The sequence below is a fragment of the Streptomyces plumbidurans genome (genome assembly GCF_019857225.1).
In the GTDB taxonomy this organism is placed as follows: Bacteria; Actinomycetota; Actinomycetes; order Streptomycetales; family Streptomycetaceae; genus Streptomyces; species Streptomyces plumbidurans.
Genome location: NZ_JAFJSY010000009.1, coordinates 145,340 through 158,048 on the forward strand (window position 1 = coordinate 145,340; position 12,709 = coordinate 158,048).

Consider the following 12,709-nt stretch of genomic DNA (forward strand, 5'->3'; position numbering starts at 1 on the left):
GTACGTGCTCGACATCGGCTACGCCCTCTCCAACCGCTTCCCGGACCCCCCGCAGACCGACTACCGCCGCGCGGACGTCCACGCGCTGCGCCACGATCTGTTCTGCGGCGACGTCTATCTCGCCGACAGCAAGGCGGACCGGGAACTGTCCACAGCCTGGGGATGGGTGCCGGTGCTCGACTTCGCGTGGGCGCTGTGCGACATCGTGGAGCAGCTGGACCGCGATCCGGCCGGGTCCCGCGCCGCCCGCCCGCAGCACGCCGAACTCGACTTCACCGAGTCGACCGACCGCATGCTCTTCGAGCGCCGCTTCGGCTGGGTGGACGTGGAGGCCGACTGGATGCCGGCGGAGGAACCGCCCCTCACCTTCTCCCACACCGAACTCCGCCGCGAGGCACGCGACTTCCTGCACGACCTGATCGCCGACCTGACGGACATGCACGAGGCCCTGGCCGAGAACCCAGCCATCTGGACCCTCCAGTCCCGCTTCCCCCGTCTGCCCTGACACGCGGACCACACGTCTGCTCTCGAAGCCCGGTCCGGAGACTCACCCCTCCACCCGAATCCCCATCTCCCCCGCCAGCACCAACGCCAGATCCATCAGCTGCGCCGGACTGATCACCGCCCCCCTCAGCCGGTCCACCCCCCGCGCGATCCCCAGCTCCACAGCCCCCCGAAGATCCACGTCCTTCAGCACCGCCGACGTCAGATCCGCCTCCCTCAGGACGCAGTCCACGAACTCCACGCGCTCCAGCACGGCACCCCCGAAGTCGGGCTCCACCAGGACGCAGTTGTCGAAGACGACGTCCTTGAGGCGGGCCGTGCGCAGGTTCAGGTAGTCGATCTTGCCGCCACGCACGACGACCCGTTCCAGGACCGCGCCGTGCAGCTGCACCCCGCCGAGGCGGGCGTCGAGCAGCTCGACGTCGCGCAGGGTGGCCTCGGCGAGGTCCGTGCCGACGCCTCTCAGCCCCGTGAGGACCGAGTCGAGGATCCGGGCCCTGCGCAGGCCCGTCTCACCCAGCGCGCACCCCGTCAGCGCGCAGTCCATGAAGCGCGCTCCCCCGCCGTCCTGCCCGGCGAGGTCCACCTCCCGGAACTCCAGCCCGTCGTAGTCCCCGTCGGGCTCCAGCTCCCCGCCCTCGAACGGCTCCAGCGCGGGCAGCCGCACCTCCGGCCGCCGCGCCCCCTTCACCGCCCGCCCACGAGCACCACCCCCACCGCTCCCCGCACCCGAACCACCCGCCCCACTCGAACCACTCCCCGCCCCACCCGCCGCTCTCCTCGCCATGACCTCATCCTGCACCCCGCCACTGACAATCCCCATGACAGCCACCTGACCTGCAAAAACCCCGACCGCTGTCACACTTCGGGCGCCGGCAACCGTCGTATGGGCAAAAGGCGACCCCAGACCCGAGGGAGACCCCCACCCATGCATCGCATCACCGTCATCGGCGGCGGTTTCGCCGGACTGACCGCCGCCGTCGCCGCTGCCGAGGCGGGCGCCAAAGTGACCCTGTACGAGGCCCACCACACGCTCGGCGGCAGGGCCCGCACGGCGGAGGGCCCGTACCGTACGAACGACGGGCCGCACGCCCTCTACAGCGGCGGCCCGCACTGGACCTGGCTCAAGCAGCGCGGTCTGCTCGGCCCGCTCGCCCCGATCCCGGCGCTTGAGGCGGCCCGGATGCGGCTGCGTCACCACGGCGTACTGCGCCGCACCCCACCCTTCGCGATGCTGAAGCTGCTGCGCCAGGGCATCCAACAGGCGCCCGTGGACAGCGACTTCATGACCTGGGCCACCCGGATCGCGGGCGACGAAGCCGCCCGAGCCGCCGCCCACTACTCCGCCGTCGCCCTCTTCCACCACGACCCCGGCGCCCTGTCCGCGGCGTTCGTGCAGGAGCGGCTGCGCCGTGCCACCAAGCTCCCACCCGAGGCGCACTACCCGCGCGGCGGCTGGGCGAGCGTCATCGACCGGATGGCCGCGCGGGCCTGGAACCTCGGCGTGCGGATGGAGACCCTGTCGCGCGTCGACACCCTCCCCACCGGCGGCCCGGTCGTCGTCGCCACCTCCCTCGACGCCGCCCGGCGCCTGCTCGGCGACGACTCCCTGACCTGGACCAGCGGCCGTACGACACTGATCGACCTGGCCCTGACGACCCGGCGCGGCGACGCCTTCGCGGTGTCCGACCTCGACTCCCCCGGCTGGCTGGAACGCTTCACCGCGCAGGACCGCACCCTCGCCCCGGCCGGCGAGCAGCTGATCCAGGGGCAGATCCCCATCGCCCCGTACGAGAAGAAGGCCGACGGCGTCGCCCGCGCCGAGGAGCTGCTCGACCTTGCCTTCGAGGGCTGGCGCGAGCGGGTCACCTGGCGCAGCGAGTCCGTCGCGAACGGCCGGACGGGCGCCGTGGACCTGCCCGGCACCAGCTGGCGCGACCGGCCCGCCGTCGACCGGGGCGACGGCGTGTATCTCGCGGGTGACCAGGTCGCGGCCCCCGGCGTCCTGTCGGAGGTGTCCTTCACCAGCGCGCTCACCGCGGTGGCGCTGGCACTCGGCCACCGCACACTTGACCTCAAGCAAGCTTGAGGTTGAAGAGTGGGCACCTCACGAACCGTTGGGGGATTCACCATGCACGCCATCCGTCTGCACGCCTTCGGCCCCGCCGAGAACCTCCGCTACGAGCAGGCGCCCGATCCCGTACCGGGCCCCGGTCAGATCCGTATCGCCGTCGAGGCGGCGGGAGTGCACCTGCTCGACACCGCCCTCAGAGAGGGCGAAAAGGGGCCGTTGCCCGAGCCCACCGCGCTGCCCACCATCCCGGGCCGCGAGGTCGCCGGTGTCGTCGAGTCGCTCGGCGAGGGCGTCGCCGGACTCTGGCTCGGCCGGCGCGTCGTCGCGCACCTCGGCTTCGCGCCCGGCGGCTACGCCGAGCTGGCCGTCACCGATGTCGACCGCGTGCACGAGATCCCCGCCAACCTGGACTGTGCCCAGGCGGTCGCCATGATCGGCACGGGGCGCACGGCGATGGGCATCCTGCAGTTCGCCGAACTCGGCCCGGAATCCGTGGCCGTGGTCCCGGCCGCGGCGGGCGGCATCGGCACCCTCCTCGTGCAGTACGCGAAGAACGCCGGCGCCGTGGTCGTCGGACTCTCGGGCGGCCCCGAGAAGGTCGCGCGCGTGCAGGCGAACGGCGCCGATCTCGCCGCCGACTACACCGACCCCGCCTGGCCCGACAAGGTCCGCGCCTTCCTCGGCGGACGGGCGGCCACCGTCGTCTTCGACGGCGTGGGCGGCGACGTCGCCCGCCACGCCACCGGCCTCCTCGGCCCCGGCGGCAAACACCTTGTCTTCGGCTGGTCCGCCGAGGGCATCCGCGGCGGGCGGCCGTACCTCGTCGACGGCGTGTCCGAACAGGTCCTCGGCCCCGCGATGATGCGCAAGGCCGGCGGCCCCAACCCCATCCAGACCCTCGAACTGCGCGCGCTCGCCGAGGCCGCCGAAGGACGCCTCACGCCCACCGTGCAGCGCTTCCCGCTCGCGGACGCGGCCGCCGCACACCGGGCACTCGAGACACGCGCAACGATAGGAAAGGTGGTACTGGAGCCGTGACCAGGCACAAGGCGCCCGAAGATGCCATACGCACCGATTCGTGGTCTTCTGGCCAGATGGGTATCACCCGGACAGGTGAATCTCCCCCGACCGCCGATCCCCGCCGCTGGTGGGGCCTGGTGATCATCGCGCTCGCGCAGCTCATGGTCGTGCTCGACGCGACCATCGTGAACATCGCGCTCCCCTCCGCACAGCACGACCTGGGCATGTCCGACGGCAACCGGCAGTGGGTCATCACGGCCTACACGCTCGCCTTCGGCGGTCTGCTCCTGCTCGGCGGCCGCATCGCCGACCTGGTCGGCCGCAAGCGGACGTTCATCATCGGCCTGATCGGCTTCGCCGGCGCCTCCGCGCTCGGCGGCGCGGCCACCGGCTCGGGCATGCTCTTCGGCGCCCGCGCCCTCCAGGGCGCCTTCGCCGCCGTCCTCGCCCCCTCCGCCCTGTCCCTGCTGACCACGACGTTCACCGACCCCAAGGAGCGCGGCAAGGCGTTCGGCATCTACGGCGCCCTGGCCGGCAGCGGCTCGGCGATCGGCTTCATCGTGGGCGGTCTGCTGACGGAGTACCTGAACTGGCGCTGGTGCCTCTACGTCAACATCCCCATCGCGATCGCCGCCGTCTTCGGCGCCTTCGCCCTGCTGCACGACCGTCCCGGTCACTCGAGCGCCCGCCTGGACGTGCCGGGTGCGGTGCTGGGCTGCGGCGGCCTGGTCGCGATCGTCTACGGCTTCAGCGAGGCCGAGCCGCGCGGCTGGACGGACCCGCTGGTGCTGACGCTGTTCGCGGCAGGGGTCGTACTCCTCGTGGCCTTCGTGTGGTGGCAGTCCCGGGCCCGCATGCCCCTGCTCCCGCTGCACATCGTCAAGGACCGCAACCGCGCCGGCTGCTTCCTGACCATGGGGCTCGCCGTGATCGGCATGTTCGGCCTGTTCCTGTTCATGACCTACTACCTGCAGGTGGTCCTCGGGTACTCGCCGGTGAAGACGGGCCTGGCCTTCCTGCCGCTGACCGTCGCGATCATCGTCGGCTCCACCCAGATCTCCGCCCGGCTGCTCAACATCGCGGCGCCGCGCATGCTGATGGTCCCCGGCATGATCCTCGCGGCGGGCGGCATGATGCTCCTGACCCGGATGACAATCGATTCGTCGTACACCACCGAGATCCTGCCCGCCCTGCTCCTGATGGGCCTCGGCATGGGCCTGACCTTCATGCCTGTCTTCGCCACCGCGACCGCGGGCGTCGCCCCGCAGGACTCCGGCGTGACCTCGGCGACCATCAACACCGCGCAGCAGGTGGGCGGTTCGATCGGTACGGCCCTGCTCAACACGATCGCCACCACCAGCAGCGCGGCCTATGTCACCGCCCATCTCCACAACCCCGCCCAGAAGGCCCTCATCCTCAAGGAGGGTGTGGTGCACGGCTACACGGTCGCCATCTGGTGGGCCGCCGACATCATGCTCCTGGCGGGCCTGGTCGCGGGCCTCATGGTGACGGCGAAGGCCCCCCGGCACGGCGCGCGAGCGGAGGATCCCGTACCGGAACCGGTGGCGTAGGCGCAGGCGCCCCGCTCTCAGTGCCGCCCCGCCACCCGGTCCGCGACCCGCGCGAGCCGCGACGACCGAGCGCTGTGCGTGCGCCGCTCGCGCCGGTCCGCGGCCCGGTAGGTGGCGTACATGCCCTGCACGCCCAGCCAGCGCAGCGGCTCCGGCTCCCACTTGCGCACCTTGTGCCCGACCCACGGCAGATCGGTCAGCTCGGTGCGGCCGCCCTGCCCGGAGTCGAGCTGCACCAGGTCCGTGAGCGTGCGCGCCGCGAGGTTCGTCGTGGCCACGCCCGAGCCGACATAACCACCGGCCCAGCCGATCCCCGTCGACCGGTCCAGCGTCACCGTGGCGCACCAGTCCCGCGGCACCCCGAGCACCCCCGACCAGGCGTGCGCGATCCCCACACCGGCCAGCGACGGGAAGAAGCGCACCAGGATCTCCCGCAGCGCCTCGATCGTCGCCTGCTGCGTCCGCCCGTCGCTGTCGGTCCTCGACCCGAAGCGGTACGGCGCCCCGCGCCCGCCGAGCGCGATCCGCCCGTCGGCGGTGCGCTGCGCGTACATGTACGCGTGCGCCATGTCGCCCAGCGTCTCGCGGCCCTCCCAGCCGACGGACTCCCACTGCGCGTCGGTCAGCGGCTCGGTGGCGATCATCGAGGAGTTCATCGGCAGCCAGGTGCGCCGCAGCCCCTTGAGGCCCGCGGTGAACCCCTCCGTGCAGCGCAGCACATAGGGCGCCCGTACCGTCCCGTACGGCGTCACCGCGTGCTTGGGCCTGATCTCCGTCACCGGCGTCGACTCGTGGATCGTCACCCCGAGCGCCTCGACGGCCGCCGCCAGCCCCTTCACCAGCTTCGCCGGGTGCAGCCGCGCCCCGTGCGGCGTCCAGCTCGCGCCGACCGCGTCCGCGACCTTGATCCGCTCGGCCGTCTCACCGGCGTCGTAGAGCTCACGGTCCTTCTCGCCGTACGACAGCTCGTGCTCGTGGAAGGCCCTCAGCCGCGCCAACTGCGCGGGTGTGGTGGCGACTTCGAGCACCCCGCCCTTGTGGACGTCGGCCTCGATGCCCTCCTCGCCGGCGACCCGGACGACCTCGTCGACGGTGTCGTTCATGGCCTTCTGCAGCCGCACGGCGGCCTCGTGGCCGTGCAGCTCGGCATACCGGTCGCGCCCGGCGATCCCGTTGTACAGCCAGCCGCCGTTGCGCCCGGAGGCGCCGTATCCGCAGAACTTCTGCTCCAGGACGGTGATCCGCAGGAAGGGCGCGGCCTTCTTCAGGTAGTACGCGGTCCACAGTCCCGTGTATCCGCCGCCCACGATCACGACATCCGCGGAGGCGTCGCCGGCGAGCGGCCGGCGCGCCGCCGGGAGCCCGTCGTCCGCGTACCAGAAGGAGATTCCACCGTTCACGACATTGCTCGCCGAGCTGCTCATGGCCGGAAAGTTAATGCCTCGGGGCAGCCCATGTCTCCCTCGGACTCCACGCTTCTCCACGCCCTCTGACCAGCGGATAGCAGGCGAGCCCGATCAGCACGGAGAGGAAGTGCCCGAAGTCGGTGAAAGTGGGCGTCGCGGCGAGCGGCCCCCCGTACACGACCAGCACGACGCCGAGATACGGAAACCGCCACGGCGTCGCGATCCGGTACGTCAGCACGGCCACCACCCCCGCGAGCGCGTAACTCACCCCGATGTCCAGGGTGTTGATGGCCGAGTACGGCGCCATCCCGTCCCGTACGGCCATCAGCAGCGCCCCCTCGCTGATCAGCGTGGCCAGCACATGCGCGGCCACGCACACCATCAGCCAGCGCAGCGTCCCGAGCCAGCGCTCGGCCTGCGCGTGGAAGAGGGTGTAGAGGACGGCGTACGGCACCCAGTGGCCGCCGTCGATCCACATCGCGCTCTGCACCAGCACCCGCGTGGGGTCGTTCGACAGCTCATGGATGTTCGTGGACCGCTGCCGCAGGAAGTCCTGCTCGAACTGCGGCGACATGTGGTGCAGGGCGACCGTGGTGACGAACAGAATCGCCAGCCACACGTACGTGCCGGGCGCACTGCGGACGTAGGCCCACACCCTCTCGCCGAGCCCCCGCTCAATTCGCATGAGGCGATTCACGCACGCAAGTATCGTCGCCCGCGTGATCGACATTCCGGAGGCGTTCATCGCCCGGCACGAGCGGTTCGGCGGCGCGGCGGGCCGCGCGTTCGTCGCCGGACTCCCGGCGCGGGCCGCGCGGTTGCTGGAGCTGTGGCGGCTACGGCCGGACGGCCCGTCCATGTACGGCCGTTGCGCGCTGGTCCTGCCCGTGCTGCGGGCCGACGGGACACGCGCGGTGCTCAAACTCCAGGACGTGGACGAAGAGACCGCCGGAGAACCGCTCGCGCTGCGGACCTGGCGGGGCGACGGCGCCGTACGGCTCCTGGAGTGCGACGAGGGGACGGGCAGCCTGCTGCTCGAACGACTCGACCCGGGGCGCCTCCTCGACGACCTGCCCGACTCCCGCGAGGCGACCCTGGTCGTCGCCCGGCTGCTGGCCCGGCTGACGGCCACCACGGCGCCGGCGGGGCTGCGACAGCTCGGCGACATCGCGACGCGGCTCCTGGAGCGGACCGCGGTGGCGCTGCCCGGTGTCCCCGGCCCGGAGCGAGGGCTGCTCGCGGACTGCGCGGCAGCCGTACGCGAGGTCGCCGACGAGCCCGGCGACCGGCTGCTGCACTGGGACCTGCACTTCGAGAACGTCCTCGGCGCCGACCGCGCGCCCTGGCTCGCCATCGACCCCAAGCCGCTGGCGGGCGACCCCGGCTTCGACCTCTTCCCGGCGCTGTGGAACCGCTTCGACGCGGACGAGGTGCGGTGGCGGTTCGACGCCATGACGAACGTCCTCGGCCTCGACCGCGCCCGGGCACGCGCCTGGACGCTGGGCAGGGTGCTGCAGAACTCGGTCTGGCAACTGCAGGAGAACCGGCCCCCGCTCCCGGAGCACCTGGAGATCGCCCGCCGCCTGCGCGACCCCGCCAGTTAGCCTCACCCCATGATCCGCGCCGCGACCCCCGCCGACATCCCCGTCATCCACACCCTGATCCGCGAACTCGCCGAGTACGAGAAGGCCCCGCACGAGGCCAGGGCCACCGAGGCCCAGCTCCACGAGGCACTCTTCGGCGAGCACCCCGCCGCCTTCGCCCACATCGCCGCCGACGACACCACCGGCGACCCGGTCGGCTTCGCCCTGTGGTTCCTGAACTTCTCCACCTGGCGCGGCGTCCACGGCATCTACCTGGAGGACCTCTACGTCCGCCCCACCGCCCGCGGCACCGGCCACGGCAAGGCCCTGCTCACCGAACTGGCCCGCATCTGCGCCACCCGCGGCTACGAGCGCCTCGAATGGTCCGTCCTGAACTGGAACACTCCCTCCATCGCCTTCTACGAGTCCCTCGGCGCCCGCCCGCAGGACGGGTGGACGGTGTACCGGCTGACCGACGAACCCCTCAGGGCGCTGGCCGACCACCGTCCGTCATGACATGCGAAAGCCCGGGACATGAAAGGCCCGGGACATGCGAAAGCCCAGGCAGGATCGCTCCTGACCTGGGCCTTCGCACCCCTGAAGGGGGAGCCGGGGAGGGTGCTGCGGAGAAGCGGTGACGCGACTGCTCAGAGGGCCTTGCTGTTGCAGCCCATGTCCGAACCGAGGTGGTGGTCCTGCGCACCCGGGTTGCCCTCACCGTTGAGCGCGTTGCCCAGCACGCCGTTGAGGGCGCCGACGCTGCCGAGGACGTCGATGTTCATGTCGTGCGAGCGGCACTCGATGCCCTGCGAGATGTCGAAGCCGCCGTCGTGCGCCCCCGCCTCACCGTGTGCGAAGGCGGTACCGGCACCGAAGGAACCGATGCTGCCGAGGACGGCGGCACCCACGACGGCTGCCTTCTGAAGCTTGCGCATTTCTTCTCCATTGATCGAGCGGGTGTGATCTGCAGCAGATCGGGTGGAAGCGGTGGACAACTACGGACGGGCCGTCAGCCGAGGCGCGGCAGACCCAACTGCCCGACGGGAGGCGCCGCGACCTGCCCGAGGCCGAGCCCGGGCACCTGCGGCGCGCTGGCCGGCGAGATCAGCGGATTGATCAACGGGTTCACCTCGGGGTTCACCTGCGGGTTCACCTGAGGCGCGACGTGCGGCGCCGGCTCGGGGTTGAAGACCTGCGGCATGTCGACCTGCGGGGCCACCTTCGGCACGACCTGCGGCGCGGTCTGCGGTGCGACCTGCGGCACGACCTGGGCCGCCTGCGGCTGGGGAGCGGCCTGCTGCTGCGGGGCGTACGACGGCGAACCGGCCTGCGCGGCACCGTTCGACGAGGCGAAGGCGGAGGCCTGGCCGACCTGCGGCGGCGCCGGAGGAGCGGCCTGCATCGCCGGCTGCACGTACTGCGGAGCGGCCTGCGCCATGCCCGCCGAAGTGGTCGCGGCCGAGGCCTGCGGAGCGCTCTGCTGCGGCGCGGGAGGCGCGTAGTACTGCGGGGCCGGCGGCGCGTAGTACTGGGGTGCCGGGGGTGCTTGGTACTGCGGCGCGGGAGGCGCGTAGTACTGCGGGGCCGGAGCCGGGGGCGCCTGGTACTGAGGTGCCGGGTAGTAGGGCGCCGGTGCAGGAGCGGCACTCGGGTAGTACCCGCTCATGGTCTCGGCGTGGCTGGCGCCCGCGCCGATGGCGGACAGACCGCCGGCCGCCGCTACGACGAGCGCGGCCTTGTGAAGCTTTCGCATGGAACCCTCGGCCCTTCAATACCTGTGCAGGGAAATCCGTTGTATTCAGCGCAGTCACGCCGGAGCCGACAGCGGATTGCGTGATCCCTCTCTCCGATACCTGTCCACTGCCCTCTCCCTGCTGGCAACGACATTTCCGCCGGGCCGGTCACGGGGTCGAAAAACCCGTCACCCGTTTGCCATTGATCGGATTACCGGCCCAATTGCCGTACGCCCCCCGGCAAATGGGTGACGGGGTCCCGGCTCCCGTGACCGGGCCGTCGGACAGGTCGTTGCCACAGGGCCAGAGCAATGGTCCATCCAGCATTTCCGTACGTCCCATGCACAGGTCAATGAAGGACCGAGGGTTCCATGCGCAAGTTCCAGCACGTCGCGCTCGTCGCAGCAGCAGCCGGGGGCCTGTCCGCCATCGGCGTCGCCCCCAGCTTCGCCGACGCCCCCATTGCGTACACCGCTCCGCCGCCCGCTCCACAACAGGACGCCCAGGCCGCGGCGTTGAGCAGCTCGCAGGCCACGTCGCACAGCTACGGCTCGCCCGCCGCCGCTCCGCAGCGGATGTCGCTGCCCACGCAGGGCGCCGAGGTCAGCCCTCAGCTCAACCCGCAGGTGAGCCCCAAGCTCAGCCCCCAGCTCAGCCCGCAGCCCGCCTCGGCGCAGTCCGGTCCAGTGGAGCAGAACAACCTCTTCCGCCCGTACCAGGAGTGCAGCCCGCAGAACCTGCTCAACGCCAACGTCCCGGTCGCCCTGCTCGCCGCCGCCGAGACCAAGGGCGTCGACTGCGGCCAGGCCAACAACCAGGCGAACGCCCTGGCCAAGGCACAGTCCAACTAGCACCCATACCGGGCCGCCGTTACGACAAGATCACAGGATTCGGCGCGTCGATGCCCGATTTGCTCATATTTCTTACTAATCTCCGTGGCTGTACGAAGTCGATCTGCCACAGATCGCATCCACTTCACTCCACCGGAGATGACATGTACAACCTTCGCAAGGCTGCCGTCCTGGTCGCCGCCATCAGCACCGTCGGGCTCCTCGGCGCCGGCACCGCCCAGGCCGGCGAGGGTGGCCACGGGGGCCAAGGCGGCGACCAGCGCACCAGCGTCCTGCAGAGCTCCAACTGCAAGTCGCACGACCTGAACCTGGACGTCCTCGGCCAGGTGGGCCTGCTCAACGGCCTGCTGGGCAACGCGCTCAACGGCGAGGGCAACCCGGGCGCCCAGGACACCCACATCGGCTCGAGCATGGGCTGCAACAACAGCGCCTTCTGATTCACGCGGCGATCAGGTCCCGGCACCGAGCCCGACTCGGCGCCGGGACCTTTTTGTCGACCAAGCCGGTGAGGATTGCCCGAATTCGGCGTGCCGTACGTATTTGCACAGATATTTCGTATTAGCCTCCGTAACTGCACGAAGTCGATCTGTGACAGGTCGCATCCACTTCACTCCACCGGAGATGACATGCACAAGCTTCGCAAGGCTGCCGTCCTGGTCGCCGCCATCAGCAGCGTCGGGCTCCTCGGTGCCGGCGCCGCGCAGGCCGACCAGGGCGGTTGGGGTTCGGGCGGCGAGGACGGGCACCGCGGGACCTCCAGCTTCAGCGTCCTGCAGAGCACCACCTGCCGCTCACACGACGCCAACGTCGACGTCCTCGGCCAGGTCGGCATCCTCAACGGCCTCGGCGGCAACCTGCTGAACGGCGAGGGCAACGCCGGAGCGCAGCAGACCTCGCTGGGCTCGGACATGGGCTGCAACAACAGCGTCGGCAAGTAAGGCCGTAGAACTCCCTCGGTGCCCCGGTCGAAAGGCCGGGGCACCGAGGTTTTTGTTTCGCCGGAAAACCCGGTACGTCAGAACTCGATGTGCGGGCGCTCGATCCGAGGGCGCTCGATGTGCGGGCGCTTGAAACCCTTCGGTACCGGCGTCGTGTTCGAGCACTCCACCTTGGGCCCGACCGTCGTGGTGCCGGGGCGGGTGAGCATCTCGTCGTCGGTCAGCACCAGTTGCGGCCGGTAGGTCGTCGAGCACTTCTGGTCCTGCTTGACGACGAAGGTGCCGCGCTTGTCCTTGTGGACGACCTCGCTCTTGTGCACGCAGGTCGTCTCCCCGGCGGCGGTGGTCTTGCAGTCCCCCGAGGAGTCGGCGGCGTACGCCTGCGCGCCGCCGACGTAGATCACGGCGATGCTTCCGACGAGCCCCGAGACGGCGGCCATTTTCTTTCGACTGAACATGCGCTGCTTTCCTTTGCAATTGATGCAGCCCGGGCGCGCACCCTGAAGGGTTCTGCCGCGCGTCCGGGCTGCTTGTTGCTCTGTGAGGATGTTGCGTGCGTCCCTGCTGGGCGCCTTACTGGCCGTAGCCGGCCTGCGGGGTGGCGTAGCCCGTCTGCGGAGCGGCGTAGCCGGCCTCGGGCGTGGCGTAGCCGGTCTGCGGGGCCGCGTAGCCCGCCTGGGGTGCCGCGTAGCCCGCCTGGGGCATGTAGTTGAAACCGTTCGTCGGCGCGAAGTACGGGGCGGCCTGCGGGGCCGCCTGCGGAGCCGCCTGCGGAGCGGACGGGGCGCCCCAGCCGGCCACGGCGTTGGCCTGCGAGGAGGCCACCGCGGTGACTCCGCCGAAGCCGTCGGCCATGCTGACGCCGGTACCGAGAGCGGACAGTCCCGCGACCGCAGCCGCTACGACTGCGGCCCGCTGAAACTTGCGCATATTGAGACCCTTCCCTGGCTGGGCTTGACGCCCTGGTTTGACTACTTAATGTGAGCATATACAGACGAAACGTAGTCATTTGGGATCTATTGGCTCTCT

At 70.8% G+C, this 12,709-nt stretch carries 16 protein-coding genes; 9 read left to right on the plus strand and 7 right to left on the minus strand.

Going from position 1 to position 12,709, the window contains the following annotated elements; translation table 11 throughout:
- The first annotated feature begins 4 nt into the window (after window positions 1-4).
- The gene (locus JYK17_RS07915; RefSeq protein ID WP_108008852.1) at window positions 5-505 is read left to right on the plus strand and encodes a hypothetical protein; all 501 of its coding nucleotides are present in this window, start codon (window positions 5-7) and stop codon (window positions 503-505) included.
- A 42-nt stretch (window positions 506-547) separates the two neighbouring features.
- On the opposite strand, the gene JYK17_RS07920 is transcribed toward JYK17_RS07915, so the two are convergent.
- Window positions 548-1,291 carry a pentapeptide repeat-containing protein gene (locus JYK17_RS07920; RefSeq protein ID WP_222810093.1) on the minus strand — a complete coding sequence of 248 codons (744 nt, stop codon included), beginning with the start codon at window positions 1,289-1,291 and terminating at the stop codon, window positions 548-550.
- A gap of 141 nt (window positions 1,292-1,432) precedes the next feature.
- Between JYK17_RS07920 and JYK17_RS07925 the strand changes: the two genes are divergently transcribed.
- From JYK17_RS07925 to JYK17_RS07935, 3 genes are read left to right on the plus strand one after another with little or no spacing between them, the layout of a single operon-like run.
- Window positions 1,433-2,593 (plus strand): FAD-dependent oxidoreductase, encoded by a 1,161-nt coding sequence (locus JYK17_RS07925; protein WP_108008856.1) that lies wholly within the window; start codon window positions 1,433-1,435, stop codon window positions 2,591-2,593.
- Window positions 2,594-2,635: 42 nt separating this feature from the next.
- Window positions 2,636-3,616 (plus strand): zinc-binding dehydrogenase, encoded by a 981-nt coding sequence (locus JYK17_RS07930; protein ID WP_128802269.1) that lies wholly within the window; start codon window positions 2,636-2,638, stop codon window positions 3,614-3,616.
- A 56-nt stretch (window positions 3,617-3,672) separates the two neighbouring features.
- Entirely contained in the window at window positions 3,673-5,169 is a 1,497-nt protein-coding gene (locus tag JYK17_RS07935) for an MFS transporter (protein ID WP_222810094.1), read from the plus strand.
- Window positions 5,170-5,186: 17 nt separating this feature from the next.
- On the opposite strand, the gene JYK17_RS07940 is transcribed toward JYK17_RS07935, so the two are convergent.
- Window positions 5,187-6,593, minus strand: a complete 1,407-nt coding sequence (locus JYK17_RS07940; RefSeq protein WP_181362384.1) for an NAD(P)/FAD-dependent oxidoreductase — start codon at window positions 6,591-6,593, stop codon at window positions 5,187-5,189.
- A 10-nt stretch (window positions 6,594-6,603) separates the two neighbouring features.
- Window positions 6,604-7,260, minus strand: coding sequence for a rhomboid-like protein (locus JYK17_RS07945; protein ID WP_108008862.1), 657 nt, complete (start codon window positions 7,258-7,260; stop codon window positions 6,604-6,606).
- On the opposite strand from JYK17_RS07945, the gene JYK17_RS07950 reads away from it, so the two are divergent.
- Entirely contained in the window at window positions 7,259-8,179 is a 921-nt protein-coding gene (locus JYK17_RS07950; protein WP_222810095.1) for an aminoglycoside phosphotransferase family protein, read from the plus strand. The genes JYK17_RS07945 and JYK17_RS07950 overlap by 2 nt on opposite strands.
- 9 nt (window positions 8,180-8,188) lie before the next feature.
- Window positions 8,189-8,674: a GNAT family N-acetyltransferase gene (locus tag JYK17_RS07955; protein ID WP_222810096.1), complete on the plus strand. Its 486-nt coding sequence runs from the start codon at window positions 8,189-8,191 to the stop codon at window positions 8,672-8,674.
- 131 nt (window positions 8,675-8,805) lie between these two features.
- Here the strand turns inward: JYK17_RS07955 and JYK17_RS07960 are convergent, their stop codons facing one another.
- On the minus strand, window positions 8,806-9,093 hold the full coding sequence (locus JYK17_RS07960; protein WP_108008868.1) for a hypothetical protein: 288 nt from the start codon (window positions 9,091-9,093) through the stop codon (window positions 8,806-8,808).
- Window positions 9,094-9,167: 74 nt separating this feature from the next.
- Window positions 9,168-9,911 carry a hypothetical protein gene (locus JYK17_RS07965; protein WP_108008870.1) on the minus strand — a complete coding sequence of 248 codons (744 nt, stop codon included), beginning with the start codon at window positions 9,909-9,911 and terminating at the stop codon, window positions 9,168-9,170.
- A gap of 351 nt (window positions 9,912-10,262) precedes the next feature.
- On the opposite strand from JYK17_RS07965, the gene JYK17_RS07970 reads away from it, so the two are divergent.
- The 3 genes from JYK17_RS07970 to JYK17_RS07980 all read left to right on the plus strand — a co-directional run bounded on the left by JYK17_RS07970 (window position 10,263) and on the right by JYK17_RS07980 (window position 11,680).
- Complete coding sequence (locus tag JYK17_RS07970) at window positions 10,263-10,742, plus strand: hypothetical protein (RefSeq protein ID WP_108008872.1); 480 nt, start codon at window positions 10,263-10,265, stop codon at window positions 10,740-10,742.
- 143 nt (window positions 10,743-10,885) lie between these two features.
- Complete coding sequence (locus tag JYK17_RS07975) at window positions 10,886-11,179, plus strand: hypothetical protein (protein ID WP_108008874.1); 294 nt, start codon at window positions 10,886-10,888, stop codon at window positions 11,177-11,179.
- A gap of 189 nt (window positions 11,180-11,368) precedes the next feature.
- Complete coding sequence (locus tag JYK17_RS07980) at window positions 11,369-11,680, plus strand: hypothetical protein (RefSeq protein ID WP_108008876.1); 312 nt, start codon at window positions 11,369-11,371, stop codon at window positions 11,678-11,680.
- A 77-nt stretch (window positions 11,681-11,757) separates the two neighbouring features.
- Here JYK17_RS07980 and JYK17_RS07985 read toward each other — a convergent pair whose 3' ends face one another.
- Window positions 11,758-12,138, minus strand: coding sequence for a hypothetical protein (locus tag JYK17_RS07985; protein WP_234548047.1), 381 nt, complete (start codon window positions 12,136-12,138; stop codon window positions 11,758-11,760).
- 115 nt (window positions 12,139-12,253) lie between these two features.
- Window positions 12,254-12,610, minus strand: a complete 357-nt coding sequence (locus JYK17_RS07990) for a hypothetical protein (protein WP_108008880.1) — start codon at window positions 12,608-12,610, stop codon at window positions 12,254-12,256.
- Window positions 12,611-12,709 lie beyond the last annotated feature (99 nt).